The sequence below is a fragment of the Delftia sp. 11MD genome (assembly GCF_050907895.1).
GTDB classification, from domain to species: Bacteria; Pseudomonadota; Gammaproteobacteria; order Burkholderiales; family Burkholderiaceae_C; genus Comamonas; species Comamonas tsuruhatensis.
The window spans coordinates 6,453,031-6,471,109 of record NZ_CP194333.1; the positions used below are offsets into that span (position 1 = coordinate 6,453,031).

17 protein-coding genes are annotated in these 18,079 nt (G+C 69.3%); 9 read left to right on the forward strand and 8 right to left on the reverse strand.

Annotation, left to right across the window (positions count from 1 at the left end):
* Nucleotides 1-23: 23 nt before the first annotated feature.
* From ACRSCF_RS29560 to ACRSCF_RS29575, 4 genes are read right to left on the reverse strand one after another with little or no spacing between them, the layout of a single operon-like run.
* Complete coding sequence (locus ACRSCF_RS29560) at nucleotides 24-1,190, reverse strand: CaiB/BaiF CoA transferase family protein (RefSeq protein ID WP_193615938.1); 1,167 nt, start codon at nucleotides 1,188-1,190, stop codon at nucleotides 24-26.
* Nucleotides 1,191-1,238: 48 nt separating this feature from the next.
* Complete coding sequence (locus ACRSCF_RS29565; protein ID WP_034366434.1) at nucleotides 1,239-2,024, reverse strand: citryl-CoA lyase; 786 nt, start codon at nucleotides 2,022-2,024, stop codon at nucleotides 1,239-1,241.
* 31 nt (nucleotides 2,025-2,055) lie between these two features.
* Nucleotides 2,056-3,555 (reverse strand): class I adenylate-forming enzyme family protein, encoded by a 1,500-nt coding sequence (locus ACRSCF_RS29570; protein ID WP_126311099.1) that lies wholly within the window; start codon nucleotides 3,553-3,555, stop codon nucleotides 2,056-2,058.
* Nucleotides 3,556-3,611: 56 nt separating this feature from the next.
* The gene (locus ACRSCF_RS29575) at nucleotides 3,612-4,649 is read right to left on the reverse strand and encodes a tripartite tricarboxylate transporter substrate binding protein (RefSeq protein ID WP_126311098.1); all 1,038 of its coding nucleotides are present in this window, start codon (nucleotides 4,647-4,649) and stop codon (nucleotides 3,612-3,614) included.
* Between the two features lie 143 nt (nucleotides 4,650-4,792).
* Here ACRSCF_RS29575 and ACRSCF_RS29580 point away from each other — a divergent pair, with 143 nt between their 5' ends.
* The 5 genes from ACRSCF_RS29580 (at nucleotide 4,793) to ACRSCF_RS29600 (ending at nucleotide 10,491) form a co-directional block, all read left to right on the forward strand.
* The gene (locus ACRSCF_RS29580) at nucleotides 4,793-5,599 is read left to right on the forward strand and encodes an IclR family transcriptional regulator (protein ID WP_034366431.1); all 807 of its coding nucleotides are present in this window, start codon (nucleotides 4,793-4,795) and stop codon (nucleotides 5,597-5,599) included.
* Between the two features lie 56 nt (nucleotides 5,600-5,655).
* Nucleotides 5,656-6,618 (forward strand): LysR substrate-binding domain-containing protein, encoded by a 963-nt coding sequence (locus ACRSCF_RS29585; protein ID WP_012202727.1) that lies wholly within the window; start codon nucleotides 5,656-5,658, stop codon nucleotides 6,616-6,618.
* Nucleotides 6,619-6,705: 87 nt separating this feature from the next.
* Nucleotides 6,706-8,121, forward strand: coding sequence for an FAD-dependent tricarballylate dehydrogenase TcuA (gene tcuA, locus ACRSCF_RS29590; RefSeq protein ID WP_034366429.1), 1,416 nt, complete (start codon nucleotides 6,706-6,708; stop codon nucleotides 8,119-8,121).
* 141 nt (nucleotides 8,122-8,262) lie between these two features.
* Entirely contained in the window at nucleotides 8,263-9,468 is a 1,206-nt protein-coding gene (gene tcuB, locus ACRSCF_RS29595) for a tricarballylate utilization 4Fe-4S protein TcuB (protein ID WP_126311096.1), read from the forward strand.
* Nucleotides 9,469-9,510: 42 nt separating this feature from the next.
* On the forward strand, nucleotides 9,511-10,491 hold the full coding sequence (locus tag ACRSCF_RS29600) for a Bug family tripartite tricarboxylate transporter substrate binding protein (protein WP_193615937.1): 981 nt from the start codon (nucleotides 9,511-9,513) through the stop codon (nucleotides 10,489-10,491).
* A 15-nt stretch (nucleotides 10,492-10,506) separates the two neighbouring features.
* Here the strand turns inward: ACRSCF_RS29600 and ACRSCF_RS29605 are convergent, their stop codons facing one another.
* The 3 genes from ACRSCF_RS29605 to ACRSCF_RS29615 all read right to left on the reverse strand — a co-directional run bounded on the left by ACRSCF_RS29605 (nucleotide 10,507) and on the right by ACRSCF_RS29615 (nucleotide 13,422).
* Nucleotides 10,507-11,010 carry a carboxymuconolactone decarboxylase family protein gene (locus ACRSCF_RS29605; RefSeq protein ID WP_034366461.1) on the reverse strand — a complete coding sequence of 168 codons (504 nt, stop codon included), beginning with the start codon at nucleotides 11,008-11,010 and terminating at the stop codon, nucleotides 10,507-10,509.
* 138 nt (nucleotides 11,011-11,148) lie between these two features.
* The gene (locus tag ACRSCF_RS29610; RefSeq protein WP_012202722.1) at nucleotides 11,149-12,135 is read right to left on the reverse strand and encodes a tripartite tricarboxylate transporter substrate binding protein BugE; all 987 of its coding nucleotides are present in this window, start codon (nucleotides 12,133-12,135) and stop codon (nucleotides 11,149-11,151) included.
* 51 nt (nucleotides 12,136-12,186) lie between these two features.
* Nucleotides 12,187-13,422, reverse strand: coding sequence for an alpha-hydroxy acid oxidase (locus tag ACRSCF_RS29615; RefSeq protein ID WP_034366423.1), 1,236 nt, complete (start codon nucleotides 13,420-13,422; stop codon nucleotides 12,187-12,189).
* A 111-nt stretch (nucleotides 13,423-13,533) separates the two neighbouring features.
* Here ACRSCF_RS29615 and ACRSCF_RS29620 point away from each other — a divergent pair, with 111 nt between their 5' ends.
* From ACRSCF_RS29620 to ACRSCF_RS29630, 3 genes are all read left to right on the forward strand, one after another.
* Nucleotides 13,534-14,451: a LysR family transcriptional regulator gene (locus tag ACRSCF_RS29620; RefSeq protein WP_047219059.1), complete on the forward strand. Its 918-nt coding sequence runs from the start codon at nucleotides 13,534-13,536 to the stop codon at nucleotides 14,449-14,451.
* 178 nt (nucleotides 14,452-14,629) lie between these two features.
* The gene (locus ACRSCF_RS29625) at nucleotides 14,630-15,094 is read left to right on the forward strand and encodes a hypothetical protein (RefSeq protein WP_016454004.1); all 465 of its coding nucleotides are present in this window, start codon (nucleotides 14,630-14,632) and stop codon (nucleotides 15,092-15,094) included.
* Nucleotides 15,091-15,852 (forward strand): DUF1828 domain-containing protein, encoded by a 762-nt coding sequence (locus ACRSCF_RS29630; protein ID WP_034366420.1) that lies wholly within the window; start codon nucleotides 15,091-15,093, stop codon nucleotides 15,850-15,852. Before ACRSCF_RS29625 ends, ACRSCF_RS29630 begins: the two co-directional genes overlap by 4 nt.
* Nucleotides 15,853-15,871: 19 nt before the next feature.
* Here ACRSCF_RS29630 and ACRSCF_RS29635 read toward each other — a convergent pair whose 3' ends face one another.
* Nucleotides 15,872-16,903 (reverse strand): LacI family DNA-binding transcriptional regulator, encoded by a 1,032-nt coding sequence (locus ACRSCF_RS29635; protein ID WP_244387644.1) that lies wholly within the window; start codon nucleotides 16,901-16,903, stop codon nucleotides 15,872-15,874.
* 177 nt (nucleotides 16,904-17,080) lie between these two features.
* Here ACRSCF_RS29635 and ACRSCF_RS29640 point away from each other — a divergent pair, with 177 nt between their 5' ends.
* Nucleotides 17,081-18,070, forward strand: coding sequence for a substrate-binding domain-containing protein (locus ACRSCF_RS29640; RefSeq protein ID WP_034366417.1), 990 nt, complete (start codon nucleotides 17,081-17,083; stop codon nucleotides 18,068-18,070).
* Nucleotides 18,071-18,079: the final 9 nt, after the last annotated feature.

An 18,079-nucleotide genomic window follows, 5' to 3' on the forward strand; every position in this document is an offset into this window, starting at 1 on the left:
TTGGCTTGTCGATGTCTAGGGATTCAGAGGTCCTGCGGCGCCGCACCGAGCACGGGCGGCGGCGGCACCTGGGCGCCGCTGCCGGCCGGCACCATGGGGTTGCGCACCAGCCTCAGCGTGCCCAGCTGCGGGTGCTCCACCGTCTGCAGCATCTGGCGGTGCCGCACCTGCGGATGGGCGAAGACCTGCTCCATGGTGTTGATGCAGCCCCAGGGCACCTGGGCGGTGTCCAGCGCATCGGTCAGGGCCTGCAGCGGCCAGCGGCCCAGCGCCGCGCGCAGCAGCGGGCGCAGCTGCGCCATGCCGGTCAGGCGCGCGGCATTGGTGGCAAAGCGCGCGTCCAGGTGCCAGTCCGTGCCCAGCACGGAGCACAGGGCGGCGAACTGCCCGTCATTGCCGATGGCCAGGATGAAATGCCCGTCTGCGCAGGCAAACACCTCGTAGGGCGCGCAATTGGGATGGGCGTTGCCCGTGCGGCGCGGGTTCTCGCCGCTGACCAGGTAGTTGGCCGCCTGGTTGGCATTCATGGCCACGGCCACGTCCAGCAGGGCCAGGTCGATGTGCTGGCCGCGCCCCGTGCGCTGGCGCTGCACCACGGCCGCCAGCACGGCGCTGGTGGCATACATGCCCGTCATCAGGTCCACCACGGCCACGCCCGTGCGCAGCGGGCCAGCGCCCTCCTCGCCATCGGCCACGCCCGTGTAGCCCATGAGGCCGCCCAGCCCCTGGAACACATAGTCGTAGCCGGGCTTGTGCGCAAACGGGCCGCTCTGGCCGAAGCCCGTGATCGACAGGTAGATCAGCCCGGGGTTGATCGCGGCCAGCGCCGCATAGTCCAGCCCGTGGCGCGCCAGCGCGCCGGCCTTGTAGTTTTCCACCAGCACGTCGGCATCGCGGATCTGGCGCAGCAGCCAGGCATGCGAGGCCGGCTCGGTGAAGTCCAGCGCCACCGACTGCTTGCCGCGGTTGCAGGACAGGAAGTAGGCCGACACGGCCTCGCCACCGGGCGCCTGCACGAAGGGCGGGCCCCAGGCGCGCGTGTCGTCGCCCGTGCCGGGACGCTCGATCTTGAGCACCGATGCGCCCAGGTCGGCAAGGTTCTGGGTGCACCAGGGTCCCGCCAGGATGCGGGACAGGTCCACCACGCGCAGGCCGTCGAGGGCGCTGGACAGTCCATGGGTTTGTTGCATGGACTCCATGCTCGCGGCATGGCGCGCGGTGGTCCATCGGTCATTGCTTCACGCAGCGTTCGCGGAAACTGCATGCCCCGCGTAGGGGATGGCTTCCTCCACCGTTTCCCAGATGAACCGGCCCGACGGGCTTTGCTGCTCCTCCACCACATGCGCCACCAGCCCGGCCGCCCGCGAGATCACGGCAAAGCCGCGCATCACGGCCGTGGGCACGCCGATCTCGCCCAGCAGGGCGGCCACGGCCCCCGTGGCATTGATGGTGATGGGCCGGCCCGCTGCGGCGTCCACGGCGGCGGACAGGGTTTCGAGCGCGCGGATTCTGCTGCCCGCCAGTTCGGGTTCGGCACGGCCCATGTCCAGCAGCTTGTAGGCGCGCGGGTCCACGGGCTTGTGCAGGTGGTGGCCAAAGCCGGGCACGGGGCTTTTCAACGCCTTGTGGTGCCGGGCGATGGCGCGGGCCTCGGCATCAGGGTCGGCGGCGGCGGCGATGCGGTCGAGCAGCGCGGCGCAGTTCTCCATGGTGCCCACGAAGGAGCTGCCCACGGCCAGCAGGCCTGCCGAGACGGCGCCCTGCAGGTTCTCGGGCGCGCTCATGTAGATGAGGCGCGTGGCGATGGCGCTGGGCGTGAGGCCATGCTCCATGAGCACGATGAGCACCACATCGGCGATGCGCAGGTCCACGGGGCGCGGCGTTCGGCCCAGGATCTGCATCAGCATCACCTCGGTGAAGGTCTTCTTGCCCATCAGGTCCTCGACCAGGTCGGCATCGCGGTAATGCAGGCTGGTGAGGGTGTGGGTGCACAGGCGGGTGACGGGGGGTTGGGGGGTTGCCATGGCCAGGGTCTCCTTGTGATGGTGTGCGGGATCAGCGGGGTGCCAGCGCAAGCTCGCGCACGGCCGTCTTGAGCAGCTTGCCCACGGGCGAGCGCGGCAGGCTGGCGTGAAAGTGGATGCGCTTGGGTGTCTGCACGGGGCCCAGGCGCTGGCGCACGAAGGCGATCAGTTCGGCCTCGTCCGGCCGCTGGTCGGGGCGCAGTTCGGCGCGCAATTGCACGGCGGCCTGCACGGCCTCGCCCCAATGGTCGTCGGGGATGCCGAAGACCACGCACTCATGCACGGCCGGGTGCTGGCCCAGGGCGTTTTCCACATCCACGGGATAGACGTTGAAGCCGCCCGTGATGACCAGGTCCTTCAGGCGGTCCTTCAGGTGCAGGTAGCCCTGCGCATCGATCAGGCCCCGGTCCCCCGTGTGCAGCCAGCCGTTCACCAGGGTCTCGGCCGTCTTGCCGGGCAGGCGCCAGTAGCCGCTCATCAGCAGATCGCCGCGCGCCACGACCTCGCCCACCTCGCCCCGGGGCAGCAGGCGGCCGTCGGGCGCCATGATGGCCAGGTCGCTGAACCAGGTGGTCCGGCCCACGGAGGTCCACAGGCCTTCGTCCTCGAAGTCCTCGGGCCGCATGGCCGTGAGGATCTGCGGCGCCTCGGTCTGGCCATAGGTGGTGGCCAGCACGGGGCCGAAGAAGGCGCGCACCTGGCGGATTTTCTCGGGCGGCATGGCGGCGCCGCCGTAGATGAGGCGGCGCAGGGCGGGGAAGTCCGCACGGCTGGCGCCCGGCAGCGCCATCAGCATGTAGATCAGGGTGGGCGGCATGAAGCACACGGTGCCGCCGCGCAGGGCAAAGGCGCTGCGCACGGCCTCGGCACCCGCACCGTCCAGCAGCACATGGCAGCCGCCCTGCGCCAGGATGGGCAGCAGGTAGGTGGACGTGCCATGCGTGATGGGCGCGGCCATGACGTAGCGGTCATGCTCATCGAACCCCCAGGCCTGGATCTGGTTGGCAATGCCGGCCATCCAGGCGCGGCAGGGCTGCATCACGCCCTTGGGCAGGCCCGTGGTGCCGCCCGTGAACTTGATGGCCTGGATGGCATCGGCGGGCAGGTCGGGCATCACAGGCAAAGCGCCGGTCTGCGCCTGCTCCAGGGCCGCCGTGCCCTCGCCCAGCACCAGGTGGATGCCCGGCGCCCCTTGCACCAGCGCAGCGCCACCCGCATCGCACAGCACGATGGAAGGCTCGGTGGCATCGATGATGCGGCGCACCTCGGACTGCGTGCTCTTGGGATTGAGCGGCACCCAGACCTTGCCGCTGGCCATCACCGCCAGCAGGGCGGCGACATGGTCTGCGCTGTTGCCCGCGCAGATGCCCACGCGGCTTTGCACGGCGGGCTCCAGCGCCTGCAGGCCGGCCGCCAGCGCGGCCACCTTGCGGGCCAGCGCGTCATAGCGGATGCAGCCGCCCGGCGCGTCGATGGCGATGCGCTGCGGCCAGCGTTCGGCCGCGCGCCAGAAAAAATCAATGGGTTGCATGGGGGTCGTCTCCTTGTGGGGCGGTTGTGTCGAGCTTTTGCCGAACGTGTGCCGAACTACTGGGCGGTGGCGCCCGAGGCCTTGACCACCTCGCGCCAGCGTTTGATCTCCGACGCCGCAAAGCTGCGCATCTGCGCCGGGGTGCCGGGCTCGGGCGTGGCGGCCATCTCGCCCAGGCGCTGGCGCAGCTCGGGTGCGGCCAGGGCGGTATTCAGGGCATGGTTCAGGCGCTCGATCACGGCGGGCGGCGTGCCCGCAGGGGCGGCCAGGCCGAACCACGACTGCACGTCGAAGCCCGCATAGCCCGACTCCGCCAGCGTGGGCACATCGGGCAGCAGCGCCGAGCGCCGGGCGCTGGTGATGGCGATCGCGCGCAGCTTGCCGGCCTGCACGTGGGGCAGGGCCGAGGGCGCGTTGTCGAACATGGAATCCACCTGCCCGCCCAGCAGGTCGGTGATGGCCGGTGCGCTGCCCCGGTAGGGCACGTGCAGCATGCGCAGGCCCGACAGCTGCCGGAAAATCTCGCCCGACAGGTGGATCGACGAGCCGCTGCCCGACGAGGCGAAGCTGATGCCCTGCGCACTCTGCCGGGCATGGCGCACATAGTCGGCCACGTTCTGTATGGGCAGGCGCGGGTTGACCACGAGGATGTTGGGAATCTTGGCGATCAGGCCGATGGGCTCGAAGTCCTTGACCGGGTCATAGCCGAGCCGGGGGTAGAGCGAGGCATTGATGGTGTTGGCAATGGTGTAGACATACAGCGTGTAGCCGTCCGCAGGCGCCCGCGCCACGGCCTCGGCGCCCACATTGCTGTTGGCGCCCGTGCGGTTGTCCACCACCACGCTCTGGCCCAGCTGCTCGCCCATCCTGGCGGCCACCAGGCGTGCGATCACGTCGGTGGCGCCACCGGCCGCATAGCCCACCACGAGCCGCACGGGCCGGGCCGGCCAGGCCGCCGGCTGCGCCAGCACGGGCGCGGGCGCCAACGCCACGGTCGCGACGGTCGCGGCGGCCATGCCGGCCAGTGCGCAGGTGAAGGAACAGGCCAGCAGGCGCCGGCGCGCCCACGGATTGAAACGGGCAGGGGTTGTCATGTCTTGTCTCCAGGTGATCGTTCTGATGTCCGCTGATGTCCGCTTATGTCTGCCTGTGTGGGCTTTCGACGGCCTGCGGCACACTGCGCGCTGCACGCAGGCCCTTTTCTGCCCTGCCTGCAATCACCGGGAAATTCTTTTCCATGGCTTCGCGCAGCACCAATCCAAACGTCCGGCCAGCGGACATTCCACTCTCCGCCGACGATGCCGGCAGCCGCACGCTGCGCCGTGGCCTGCAGGTGCTGGACGCCGTGCTGGCCGCAGGCCGCGAGGGCCTGCGCGTCGCTGACCTGTGCCGCGCCACGGGGCTGGAGCGCGCCACGGTGTACCGCCTGCTGTCCACTCTGGTGGACAGCGGCTATGTGGCGCACAGGGGGCGCTTCGGCTATGCGGCCGGCCACCGGCTGGCGGCCACGGCCGCCAGCGCAGGCCAGCCCAACATGGCCGTGCGGCTGCAGCCCGTGCTGGAGCGCGTGAGTGCGGGCTGCGCGGACGCGGCCTTTGCCATCGTGCGCGAAGGCGCGGCATCGCACTGCATCGCCCGCCATGTGGGCACGCATCCGGTGCAGATCCTGGTGATCCAGGTGGGCACGCGCCAGCCGCTGGGCGTGGGAGCGGCGGGCCTGGCCCTGCTGGCCGCCCTGCCCGATGCCGAGGTGCAGGCCGCGATGGCGGCCAACGCGCCCGTGCTGGAGCAGTACGGCGGCATGACGCCCGAACGCATGGCCCTGCTGGTGAAGGCCACGCGCCAGCGCGGCTGGTCCGTCATCGGCAACCACGCCACGCGCGGCGTGCTGGCCGTGGGCATGGCGGTGCGCAATGCCGAAGGCGAGCCCGTGGCCGCCGTCAGCGTGGCCTCCACGCTGGAGCGCATGCCCGGCGAGCGCCAGAAGCTGATTGCGCGCTCGATAGGCGAGGCCCTGGCGGCCCTGCTGCCGCGCGGCATCTGAGGCCAAGCCCCGGTCTGCACCGACAATCGGCGCTGCACACCACAAGCGCCGCCCCCATGGAACTGAGACAACTCCGCTACTTCGTCCGCATCGTCGAACTCGGCTCCATGAGCCGCGCCGCCCTGGACCTGGACATGGTCCAGTCCGCGCTGAGCCAGCAGGTCAGCCGCCTGGAAAGCGAGCTGTCCACCCGGCTGCTGCAGCGCACGCCGCGCGGCGTGGTGCCCACCGAGGCGGGCGTGGCCTTCTTCCGCGAGGCCCAGCTCACGCTGCGCCATGCCGAGCAAGCCGTGCGCAGCGCGCAGCAGGCGCGGCTGTCGGGCTCGGTCAGCGTGGGCCTGGCGCCCACCACCTCGGCCATGCTGGGCCTGCCCATGATGCAGGCCATGCGCGCGCGCTACCCCGATGTGCGCCTGCACATGGTGGAGGGCATGTCCGGCCACCTGACCGACATGCTCAATGCGCGCGCGCTGGACATGGCCGTGCTGTTCGACGCCCGCCTCCACGGCGGTCAGGCCCGCGCAGGCGGGCGGCGCTGGCAGGTGCACCCGCTGATCGAGGAGGAGCTGTTCCTGATCCGCGCGCGCGGCCACCACCCCGAGCCGCTGCCGCCGCAGATGGCGCTGGCCGACCTGGCCGGCGAATCGCTGATCCTGCCCACGGGCCTGCACGGCCTGCGCAGCACGCTGGACACGGCCTTCTCGCAGGCGCGCTTCACGCCGCATCTGGTGCTGGAGGTGGACTCGCTGTCCATGGTCATGGCCGCCGTGGACGCGGGCCTGGGCAGCACGGTGCAGCCCTGGGCCTCCATGGGCCGCTATGCCGACGCCGCGCAGCGCTTCGAGTGGTCGCGTATCACGGACAAAGATGCCCTGCGCACCAACTTGCTGTGCAGCCTGTCCGAGGATGAGCTGTCGCCCGCCGCCCTGGCCGCGCGCGTGGTGCTGATCGACTGCGTGCGCCAGCTGCTGCGCGGCGGTGCCTGGGCCGGCACGGCCCTCATCCATCACGAAGACTGATACCCCCATGCCGGCGGGCCCCTGCCCGCCGAGCGGCGTTCTCCCTACATTCGCAATCCCCACGATGGCGAATGCAAGGAGAACTCCATGGACCCCGATGTCCTGGTCATAGGCGGCGGCAATGCCGCCCTGTGCGCGGCCCTGATGGCGCGCGAGGCAGGCCGCAGCGTGCTGCTGCTGGAGGCGGCGCCGCGCGAATGGCGCGGCGGCAATTCCGGCCACACGCGCAACCTGCGCTGCATGCACGACGCGCCCCAGGACGTGCTGGTCGAGGCCTACCCCGAGGAGGAGTTCTGGCAGGACCTGCTCAAGGTCACGGGCGGCATCACCAACGAGCACCTGGCGCGCATGGTGATCCGCGCCTCCTCCACCTGCCGCGACTGGATGCGCCGCCACGGCGTGCATTTCCAGCCGCCGCTGTCGGGCGCTTTGCACGTGGCGCGCACCAATGCCTTCTTCATGGGCGGCGGCAAGGCCCTGGTCAATGCCTACTACCGCAGCGCCGAACGGCTGGGCGTGCAGGTGCGCTACGCGTCGCCCGTGGACCGGCTGGAGATCGAGGACGGCGAGTTCAAGGCCGCCTGGGTGGGCGCGCAGCGCATCACCGCAAAGACCTGCGTGCTGGCGGCGGGCGGCTTCGAGTCCAACCGCGAGTGGCTGCGCGAGGCATGGGGGCAGAACGCGCGCGGCGAATGGCCGTCCGACAACTTCCTGATCCGCGGCACGGCCTTCAACCGCGGCGTGCTGCTGCGCCACCTGCTCGAAGACCATGGCGCCGACCGCATCGGCGACCCCACCCAGGCCCACATGGTGGCCATCGACGCGCGCGCGCCGCTGTACGACGGCGGCATCTGCACGCGCATCGACTGCGTCTCGCTGGGCGTGGTGGTCAACCGCGAGGCCGAGCGCTTCTACGACGAGGGCGAGGACTTCTGGCCCAAGCGCTATGCCATCTGGGGCCGCCTGGTGGCCCAGCAGCCGGGCCAGACCGCCTGGTCCGTCATCGACGCCAAGGCCATAGGCCGCTTCATGCCGCCGGTCTTCCCGGGCGTGCGCGCCGACTCCCTGCCCGAGCTGGCACGCAAGCTGGGCCTGGACGAGGACCGCTTCATGCAGACCCTGGATGCCTACAACGGCGCCTGCCGCGTCGGCCACTTCGACCACACGGCGCTGGACGACTGCCATACCGAGGGCCTGGCCCCCGCCAAGACCCACTGGGCCCGCCCCATCGACACGGCGCCCTTCTACGGCTACCAGCTGCGCCCCGGCGTGACCTTCACCTACCTGGGCCTGGAGACCGACGACACGGCGGCCGTGCGCTTTTCCGGCCAGCCCAGCACCAACCTGTTCGTGGCCGGCGAAATGATGGCCGGCAACGTGCTGGGCAAGGGCTATACGGCCGGCGTGGGCATGTCCATCGGCACGGCGTTCGGCCGCATCGCGGGCCGCAACGCGGCCCTGGCCGCCGCCGGACAACCTGCCGTGCGCGGCGCAGTGAGATGAAGACCCCCCTGAGTCGCTGCGCGCCATCCCCCAAGGGGGACGACAGCCTCGCTGCGGGGCGGCCCTTGCTCGCTGTCCCTGGTCAGGAGCAGGCCTACTTCAAGCGCTGCGGGCGGCAAGCCAACCCCATGGACGACACATATGCAAAACACAATTAGCGCCCTGGCCCAAGAAGCCCAGGACCTGGCCGCCGGCCGGGTCATTCCCATCCTGCCGGTCTCCACCGAAACGGCCGCCGAAGGCGAGGTGGCGCGTGCCCTGCAGATCTGCAACGCCTGCCGCTACTGCGAAGGCTTTTGCGCGGTCTTCCCGGCCATGACGCGGCGCCTGGAGTTCGGCAAGGCCGATGTGCACTACCTGGCCAACCTGTGCCACAACTGCGGCGCCTGCCTGCATGCCTGCCAGTACGCGCCGCCGCATGAATTCGCCATCAACATCCCCAAGGCCATGGCCGAGGTGCGCGGCCAGACCTATGCCGACTACGCCTGGCCGCTCGCCCTGGGGCGCCTGTACCAGAGGAACGGGCTCACGCTGTCGCTGGCCCTGGCCGCAGGCCTGTCGCTGTTCCTGGTGCTGGCCGTGGCCCTGCAGGGCGGCCCGGGCCGGCTGTGGGGCGCCGACCTGGGCGCCAACTTCTACAACCTGTTCCCGCACAACCTGCTGGTGGGCATCTTCGCGCCCGTGTTCCTGTTCGTGGTGCTGGCGCTGGCCATGGGCGTGCGCCGCTTCTGGAAGGACGTCAAGCCCGCCACCGGCGGCGTGGACGTGGGCACGCCGGCGGCGGCCGAGGCCGCGCAGGACGTGCTGCGCCTCAAATACCTGGACGGCGGCCACGGCGAGGGCTGCCACAACGAGGACGATGCCTACACCCTGAGCCGCAGGCGCTTTCACCACCTGACCTTCTACGGATTCATGCTGTGCTTTGCGGCCACGGCGCTGGCCACGGTCTACCACTACGTGTTCGGCTGGGCCGCGCCCTACGAATTCCCCAGCCTGCCCAAGCTGCTGGGCGCCGTGGGCGGCACCAGCCTCATGCTGGGCACCGCAGGCCTGTGGCACCTGAACCGCAGGCGCCACCCGCTGCATGGCGACGCGCGCCAGAAACCCATGGACCTGGGCTTCATCGCCCTGCTGTTCCTGGTCGCGGCCAGCGGCATGGCGCTGTGGCTGGGCCGCGGCACGCCGGCCCTGGCCCTGCTGCTGTGCCTGCACCTGGGCGCGGTGATCGCCCTGTTCGCCACCCTGCCCTACGGCAAGTTCGCGCACGGCGTGTTCCGCACGGCGTCCCTGCTGCGCCACAACACCGAAAAGCGCCAGCCCAGCCCCATCGGGCTGGGTGCCGACTAGCCGCATCCGCCCCGATTCCCAGCCAATGACGGAGACAACCCCATGATGAACAAGCGCAACTTCCTGCACGCCAGCGCCCTGGCCGCCTCCCTGCTCGCACTGGCCGCCAGTGCGCAGGCCCAGGACTTTCCTCCCAAAAAGCCCGTGTCCCTGGTCGTGGGCTTCGCCGCCGGCGGCGCTGCCGATGCGGCCGCGCGCCTGATCGCCAAGAAGCTGGGCGAGAACATCGGCCAGAGCGTGGTGGTGGAGAACAAGGGCGGCGCGGGCGGCAACATCGCCCACCAGCAGGTGGCCAATGCGGCGGCCGACGGCTCGGTGCTGCTGTTCGGCTCGGTGGGGCCGCTGACCATTGCGCCGCACCTGATGAAGCTGCCCTACGACCCCTTCAAGGACCTGGCGCCCATCTCGGGCGGCGTGAACTTTCCCAACGTGCTGGTGGTGCACAAGGGCGCGGGCGTGAAGACCCTGGCCGAGTTCGTGGCCAAGGCCAGGAAGAACCCGGGCACGGTGGACTACGCCTCGACGGGCGCGGGCTCGGCCTCCCACCTGGCAGGCGAGCTGTTCAACCAGCGCGCGGGCATCGACATGGTGCACGTGCCCTACAAGGGCGGCGCGCCCGCGCTGCAGGACCTGCTGGGCGAGCGCGTGACCAGCTACTTCGCAGCGCCGCCCACGGCCCTGCCCCACATCGAGGCCGGCAAGCTGATCCCGCTGGCCACCACGGGCCTCACGCGCCCGGCGTACATGCCCGACATCCCCACGGTGGCCGAAGCCGGCTATCCCGGCTTCGAGGCACTGAACTGGTATGCCTTCGTGGCACCGGGCAAGACGCCCAAGCCGATGCTGGACCGCTGGAACACCGAGATCGTCAAGGTACTCAATGAACCCGGCGTCAAGGACGCGCTGAACAAGCACGGCCTCACCCCCCAGCCCACCACGCGCGCCGAGTTCGCGGCCTTCATGAAGAAGGAGTACGAGCAGTGGGGCAGGCTGGTCAAGGAGCGAAAGCTCACGGCGGAGTGAGCGGCTTGCGCACGTTCAGAGCTTGATCGGCTTGCGTACCACGGGGGCTGCAAAGCCCGCGCACAGGCGGTTCCAGACATTGATGCTGCCGATGGCATAGGTCAGCTCCACCATCTCGCGCTCGCTGAAATGCGCGCGCAGCGCCTCGAAGTCCTGCTGCTCGGGATGGGCCTGGCTCAGGCGCGTGCAGCGCTCGGCCCAGTTCAGGGCGGCGCGCTCGCGCCCGTCGTAGAAATCCACCTCGGGCCAGGTGACGATGCTGTTGATGCGCTGCAGGTCCTCGCCCCGGGACAGCAGTTCGCGCGTGTGCATGTCCACGCAGAAGGCGCAGCCGTTGATCTGCGAGACGCGCAGGAACACCAGCTCCAGCAGCTGGATGCCCAGGCTGGACTCGTGCAGCAGCGCGTTGATGCCGGCCTGGGCCTTGTACAGCTCGGGGGCCACGGCCTGGAAGTTCAGGCGCGGCGTGGGGGCGGCAAGAGGACGGGCGCCGGTGGCAGCGGAAGACGAAGCGGTCATGGAAAACACTCCTTGAGGGATGTAGCAGCCGGCCGGAATGGCTGGCCCATACCTTCAAGACGCGCGGGGCGTGCGCGTTGTGACAGCGTTGGCGAAAATTCTTTCGCAGCCCCTATCCTCCCTTTCGCCGGCTGCCCCTCAATCCGCCACGATGCGCCGCTCCGTGGCGATCTTGCGGTACAGGGCGTTCTCGGCCGCGATCTCGCGCGCGAACTCCTCGGGGCGGTTGCCGATCACGCGCGAGCCCGTGTCCTCGATCTGGCGGCGCACCTCGGGGCTGGCCAGCGCGCGCTGGGCGGCCGCATGCAGGCGCGCCACGATCTCGGGCGACAGCCCCTTGGGGCCGTAGATGCCGTAGAAGGCGCTGCGGTTGACAGGCTCCAGCCCCAGCTCCTTGAAGGTGGGCACCTGGGGCAGCTGGGCCAGGCGCTCGGGCGCGGCCACCGCCAGCGCGGTGAGCCGGCCCGCCTTGATGAAGGGCAGGGCCGAGGGCAGGTTGTCGAAGACGATGGGCACCTGGCCCGCCACCGCATCGTTGAGCGCAGGGCCCGAGCCCCGGTAGGGCACATGCGTGAGCGACAGCCCCGAGCGGCTGGACATCAGCTCCATCAGCATGTGGCCTATGGAGCCCGTGCCCGCCGTGCCGTAGGCATGCTTGCCGGGGTTCTTCTTCACCTCGTCCACGAAGGCCGCAAAGCTCTGCGCCTTGAAGCCCGGATGCACGGCCAGCACATTGGGCGTGGCCGCAATGTTGGTGATGGGCGTGAAATCGGTGAGCGGGTTGTAGGGCAGGCGCGGGTTGATGGCCGGATTGGTGGCCGTGGTGGATACGGTGGCCACGCCCAGCGTGTAGCCGTCGGGCTGGGCGCGCGCGGCCTCGTGCGCGCCGATGGCGCCTCCGCCGCCGCCCTTGTTGTCCACCACCAGCGGCTGGCCCAGCGCCTCGGCCATGCGCGGCGCAATCGCGCGCGCCACGATGTCGGTGGTGCCGCCGGCCGCAAACGGCACGATCAGGCGCACCGGGCGCGTGGGATAGGCGCCGGCATCGGCCGCCATGGCGCCCGGTGCGGCGCCTGCGGCCAGCAGCAGGGCGCACAGGCTGCGGCGTGAAGTGAAGTGGTTCATGGGATGTCTCCTGGGAATGGCTGTGTTTTGAACGGACGGTGGAGGTTTCTGTCAGGCCGATGCGCGGCGCACGATGTGCGAGCGGTCCAGCGCGCCGCAGGAGGAGGCGCCCAGCATGGCCAGGTTGCGGTCCACCTCGTCGCGCAGCAGGCCGATGGCGTGCAGCACGCCGGCCTCGCCGCCCACGGCGGCGGCATAGTTGAAGGGCCGGCCCACCAGCACCATGCGCGCGCCCAGCGCCACGGCCTTGAGCACATCGGAGCCGCGCCGAAAGCCCCCGTCGATCAGCACCGGATAGTCCGGCCCCAGGGCCGCCACCACGTCCTCAAGAATGCGCATGGCCGACACCGCGCCGTCGAGCTGCCGCCCGCCATGGTTGGACAGCACGATGCCGTCGGCCCCCACGCGCCGGGCCTGCAGCGCGTCCTCCACGCTGAGCACGCCCTTGATGACCAGCGGCCCCTTCCAGCGGCGGCGGATGGCCTCGATGTGGTGCCAGCTCAGGTGGTCGCGTGCCGAAAAATCGCGCATCACGCTGGACGACATGATGGGCGCACCGCGCGTGGCAAACGAGTTCTCGAAATGCGGCATGCCGTGGCGCAGCAGCGTGCGCAGGAAGGTGCCCGCCACCCAGCCCGGACGCACCATGCCGTCCCAGGCCAGGCGCAGGCTGGGCTTGAGCGGCGTGGAAAACCCGGTGCGGATGTTGTTCTCGCGGTTGGCGGAGATCGGTATGTCCACCGTCACCACCAGGGTGCGAAAGCCTGCGCGCTCCACGCGGTCGATCAGCGCGTCGATGCGGGCCTGGTCCCCGGGGATATAGGCCTGGAACCAGGTGGCCGGGCTCTCGCGCGCCACCTCCTCCATGGGGATCAGCGAAGTGCCGCTCATCACCGACACAATGCCCGCGCGCTGGGCCGCGCGGGCCAGCACCAGATCGCCCCGGTAGGTGGACAGCGCATTGATGCCCATGGGCGCAATGCCGAAGGGGCTGGCATAGCGCTCGCCGAACAGCTCCACGGCCTGCGAGCGCTGCGACACATCGGCCAGCACGCGCGTGGTCAGGCCCCATTCGCCGAACACCTCGCGGTTGTCGCGCAGCGAGGCGTTGTCCTCTGCCGCCCCGGCGATGTAGCCGAAGATGGGCCGGGGCAGCCTGCGGCGCGCGGCCTCCTCGAAATCATGCAGCGACAGCATGCGGCGCAGCACGGCCGGGGCGCGCGGCGCCGGCAGGGCGTGTGCCGAAGGCGTGGAGGCAGAGGCAGAGGAGGAAGCGATGGCGGCCATGGTGCGGACCTCGGAATGTTCAGGAACCGGCGCCACTGTAGGCCGCGCATCCATTGAATGAAAGTGGATTATTTAGAATGCACTTGTTCGCTTTTTGCCAATGACAAGCCCATGTCCACACCCTCGGTCAAGCAGCTCGAAGCCTTCTGGTGGGCCGCCACCTGCAGCAACTTCGCCACGGCCGCGCAGCGCGTGCACCTGTCCGTGTCCTCGCTGTCCAAGCGCATCACGGAACTGGAGACCGCGCTGGGCCAGCCGCTGTTCGACCGCAGCGGCCACCGTGCCGTGCTCACCGACGCCGGCCAGCGCCTGCTGCCCGCCGCGCTGGAGGTGCTCAACGCCATGGCCGCGCTGGGCCAGGCCCTGGACACGCGCGAGGCGCTGGCCGGCCATTGCCGCTTCGGCGTGGGCGACCTGTCGGCGCTGACCTGGCTGCCGGCCTTCGTGGCCGCCGCGCGCCAGGCCCATCCGCAGCTGGTGCTGGAGCCCCATGTGGACGTGGGCGGCGTGCTGGAGCAGCGCCTGGACGACGGCGAGCTGGACTTTGCCGTCATCGCGGGCCGCTCCTCGCGCAGCAGCCTGCTGTCCCGCCCCGTGGGCGCCGCACGCTTTGCCTGGGCCGTGGCCCCCGGCCTGGCAGGCGCGGGCCGCCTGGGCGCCACGGCCCTGCTGCAGCGCCATGCGCTGGTCACCCTGCCCCCGCAGGCCGGCACCACGCGCCTGCTGGACGACTGGCTGCTGGCCCAGGGCGCCAGCGTGCGCGAGCGCATCCTGTGCAACAGCTGGGGCGCCGTGGCCGGCATGCTGCGCGCCGGCCTGGGCGTGGGCTTCCTGCCCACCGGCTGGATCGCCGCCCTGGGCCTGCGCGCCGTCGGGGGCGCCCATCCCAAGGCCGCCCTCGCTCCCCTGCACTACGCCTTCCAATGGCGGCGCGGCGACGCCCGCGCCCTGATCCCGGCCATGCAGCAACTGGCGCAGGCGCAGGTGGATTTCACGGTGATGCCGGGGTTGGTGGGTGCAGGGCGATGAAGGCCAATGGATCCAGACGCAATACCCTTGATCGCGTTGATGCGATACAACATGCGTCAAGGTCGGCGCACTCCAGAATCAAAGGGCGAGCGCGGTTGTGACCAAGGGCAGGAGGTGAGCAGCGCCACTGCGCTGGCTGTCGGCAACTCCTGCACAAACAACATGAAAGGAGGAGAGGGTGGATAGTCTTGACGAGGCGGAGGCTCGCCAGATACTGTCAGAACGTCACTATTGCGACGACGCCGAGGCCGACGATTGGAAGTTACTGGATAAGCCACAGGGAGCGTTCAACTTTGAACAGGGCTTGGTAACGGACAGCGGCAAGGGGACAGGCCTTGTGGTCCAGTTGAACTTCTATCGCTCTTCGGATACTGGGCTCATCACCCTGAAGATGAGTGTGTTCCGTCACATGAAGAAGCAGCCCAAGGCAAGGGTTTACCAATTGCAGATCACGACGAAAAGCTACAACCCCGACAATTGGCACGATCAGGCGCATGAGCATCTGGGAGATGCACGAAACCCTGTTCCGGAGTGGAAGTCATGGCGGACTTTCCATGATGTTTTCGCATTTTTCTGTCAACGCACCAACATCGAATTCAGGCCCGCACTTGAGGATCCAGAACAGCTGAGGCTCCAACCATGATCTGCCAGAACCTTCTCAACCTGACCGGGTTTGCGTGCCAGCCCATCAACGAGCAAGGCACGCTTGCAAGGATCAACACGCCCTTCTGTTTTGCCGATGGCGACCCCGTGCCTGTGTATGTGCAGAGTTTCGACAACGACGTACATCGGTTTTTCGACGATGGCCAGACCGTCCTGCACTTCATTGGCAGAGGGATGAATTTCTCGTCAGGGCACAAGCTGAGGTTCCTCAGCAACCTGGCGAGCAAACACGGGGCCTCGCTCAATGCCAAGGGCGTCATAGAGATCCTGTCAACGGACTCGTCGTCCGCCGACGCCTTTGCACGGTACATCTCCTGCCTTGTAGCCATCACCCATTGGGAGATGGAGCACCAGGGCGTGGACGCCGATGGATCGGCATTTGCCACGGAGGTAGCACAAGCCCTGCTCCAAAGGTACCCCGGCAAGGAGCTGCAACTTAGGCCCGAATACCTTGGAAGCTCGGGCAAGCGGCATGAGTTGGACTTCAAGATGGAAGGCTCTGGGTATCTGGCCGTCAAGCCAACGCAGCAGTCTGCGGCTCCCGCCCTCTACAAGCTGGTGGACATCACCAACCGGCAAACCAATGACGGCGAAAACATCGTGGTCGTGATCGATGACAGATTCGACAAACAGGCCGCCAAAAACACCCAGCAAGTCTTCAGAAGCATCGTCAGCGACGTGATCCACTTCAGCAAGCTTGTCCCTGCAGACCCTGCAAGCGCTGCGATCGTGCACTGAGCAGGCAAAAGCCCTGAACCTATGGCGGGGGACTCAAAATCCCCCACTCCACCAACTGCGGCCGCACCTGCACCACCTGCCCCGCGCGCAGGCCTTCGCCGTCGATGGCGCGGAAGGCCTCGGCCATCAGGCCTTCGACGTTCTGGCGCACCATGTGCACCGGAAAGCGCAGGCATTCGGCATAGGGGTCCCAGTCGTAGCTGCCAAAGCTGCATTGCGCCAGTTCCGCATCGGGCAGTCCACGCAGGAAGCGGATGGCGCCTTGCAGCGTGATGCCCGATGAGAACAGCAGGGCGCGCGGCAGGCCGCCCAGGCGCTGGTAGAGCGCTGCCATGGCAAGGCGGGCCGCTTCGGGGTCGTAGCCGCAGCAGACGATGTGCTCGTCCGCCACCGGCGTGTGGGGCGCCAGGGCTTCGCGAAAGCCGGCCAGGCGCTGCTCGGTGGCGTACTCCTTGCGGACGCCGCCCAGAAAGCAGATGGCGTCCTGCGGCGCACCTGCCGGGGGCCTGGAGCGCGCCAGCAGCAGGCGCGTGAGTTCGGCCGCACCCCAGCGGTTGTCGCTGGTGACGGAGGGCGCCTTTTTCCCGGGCAGATCCACGTTGACATGGCGCACGCCGGCCTGGCGGCATTCGGCGCTGATGGCGTCGGGCCGGGTGGCGCCCGTGACGATGAGGTGCTCCACGCGAAAGGCGATCAGCGAGCGCACGGTCTCCACCTCCAGCGCGCCGTCGCGCAGCGTGCTGACCACCAGCGGGCACAGGCCGCGCGCGTGGGCCAGGCGCTCGAAGGCCTGGGACAGCGCGCCGAAGAAGCGGTCCTCATGCGTGGGAATCACCATGCCGATCAGCCCCGAGCGCTGGCGGCGCAGGCCGCTGGCCTGGCGGTTCACGGCAAAGCTGTGTTCCTGGGCGAGCTGCTGCACGCGGCGCGCGGTCTCCTCGCTGATGCGCCGCGACTGCCAGCTGCCGTTGAGGATGGCGCTGACCGTCGAGGCCGAGGTGCCGGCCAGTTCGGCCAGGTCGTAGATGGTGGAGGTTCGGGGGCGGTTCACGGTGCTCTGCAGGGGTTGGGACGGGAGCGCTCGGCGGCCATCGTAGCCGCTGCGGCAGCGATTCGGGCGGACCGGAGCCGGCACGCAGCAGCGGCCCGGGAAATCCCGCATCGGCAATGGAAGTCCATCTGTCTATAGTTTGCACAATCGATTGTGCAAAACAGAGGGAGGAGCGCCATGTTCCATGGATTCAGCCGGTTCTCGAGGGCACTGTTGGCCTGCACCCTGGCGGTGCTGGCAGGCGCGGCCGGTGCCGAGGATGTGTCGGTGGTGGCCAAGGTCGGGGGCATTCCGTGGTTCAACGCCATGGAGACCGGCATCCGCAAGGCAGGCCGCGAGCTGGGCATCTCCAGCGGCATGGTCGGCCCCACCGAGGCCGATGCGGCCCAGCAGGTGCGCGCGGTCGAGGACCTGATCGCGCGCCGCAGCAAGGTCATCGCCGTGGTGCCCAACGATGCCAGGGCGCTGGAGCCCGTGTTCCGGCGCGCACGCAGCGCGGGCATCAAGGTGCTCACGCACGAGTCGCCCGACCAGAAGGGCGCCGACTGGAACATCGAGCTGAGCAGCGTCGCGGGATTTGGCGAGCGCCACATGGATAGCCTGGGCAAGGCCATGGGTGGCGAAGGCAAGTACGTGGTCTTCGTGGGCTCGCTGACCGTGCCGCTGCACAACGCCTGGGCCGATGCGGCCATCGCCCACCAGAAAAAGCTGTGGCCGAAGATGCAGCTGGTGTCCGAGCGCTTCGGCGTGGCCGAGAGCCTGGACGACTCCTACCGCAGCGCCCAGGACCTGATGCGCGCGCATCCCGACCTCAAGGGCTTTCTGGCCTTCGGCAGCCAGGGCCCCATTGGCGCGGGCCGCGCGGTGGCCGATGCGCGCAAAGCCGACCGCATTGCCGTGGTGGGCTCGTTCTCGCCGGGCCAGGGCGCCAAGCTGGTGCGCGACGGCGTGATCCGCGAGGGTTTCATCTGGAACCCCGCGCTGGCCGGCGAGGTGATCGTGCATGTGGGCAAGATGCTGATCGACGGCCGCGAGCCCACGGACGGCATGGAGATACCGGGCCTGGGCAAGGTCCAGGTAGACCGCGAGCGCCGCAACATTCAGGGCCAGAGGCTGGAGCCGATCAACCGGCAGACCATAGACCGGCTGGTCGGCCTGGGCCTGTGAGCCGCGCGC

Bases quoted from the DNA above. Each gene is read 5' to 3' on its own strand.
- ACRSCF_RS29560 (WP_193615938.1), bottom strand. From the start codon at position 1,190: ATGCAACAAACCCATGGACTGTCCAGCGCCCTCGACGGCCTGCGCGTG.
- ACRSCF_RS29565 (WP_034366434.1), bottom strand. From the start codon at position 2,024: ATGGCAACCCCCCAACCCCCCGTCACCCGCCTGTGCACCCACACCCTC.
- ACRSCF_RS29570 (WP_126311099.1), bottom strand. From the start codon at position 3,555: ATGCAACCCATTGATTTTTTCTGGCGCGCGGCCGAACGCTGGCCGCAG.
- ACRSCF_RS29575 (WP_126311098.1), bottom strand. From the start codon at position 4,649: ATGACAACCCCTGCCCGTTTCAATCCGTGGGCGCGCCGGCGCCTGCTG.
- ACRSCF_RS29580 (WP_034366431.1), top strand. From the start codon at position 4,793: ATGGCTTCGCGCAGCACCAATCCAAACGTCCGGCCAGCGGACATTCCA.
- ACRSCF_RS29585 (WP_012202727.1), top strand. From the start codon at position 5,656: ATGGAACTGAGACAACTCCGCTACTTCGTCCGCATCGTCGAACTCGGC.
- tcuA (WP_034366429.1), top strand. From the start codon at position 6,706: ATGGACCCCGATGTCCTGGTCATAGGCGGCGGCAATGCCGCCCTGTGC.
- tcuB (WP_126311096.1), top strand. From the start codon at position 8,263: ATGCAAAACACAATTAGCGCCCTGGCCCAAGAAGCCCAGGACCTGGCC.
- ACRSCF_RS29600 (WP_193615937.1), top strand. From the start codon at position 9,511: ATGATGAACAAGCGCAACTTCCTGCACGCCAGCGCCCTGGCCGCCTCC.
- ACRSCF_RS29605 (WP_034366461.1), bottom strand. From the start codon at position 11,010: ATGACCGCTTCGTCTTCCGCTGCCACCGGCGCCCGTCCTCTTGCCGCC.
- ACRSCF_RS29610 (WP_012202722.1), bottom strand. From the start codon at position 12,135: ATGAACCACTTCACTTCACGCCGCAGCCTGTGCGCCCTGCTGCTGGCC.
- ACRSCF_RS29615 (WP_034366423.1), bottom strand. From the start codon at position 13,422: ATGGCCGCCATCGCTTCCTCCTCTGCCTCTGCCTCCACGCCTTCGGCA.
- ACRSCF_RS29620 (WP_047219059.1), top strand. From the start codon at position 13,534: ATGTCCACACCCTCGGTCAAGCAGCTCGAAGCCTTCTGGTGGGCCGCC.
- ACRSCF_RS29630 (WP_034366420.1), top strand. From the start codon at position 15,091: ATGATCTGCCAGAACCTTCTCAACCTGACCGGGTTTGCGTGCCAGCCC.
- ACRSCF_RS29640 (WP_034366417.1), top strand. From the start codon at position 17,081: ATGTTCCATGGATTCAGCCGGTTCTCGAGGGCACTGTTGGCCTGCACC.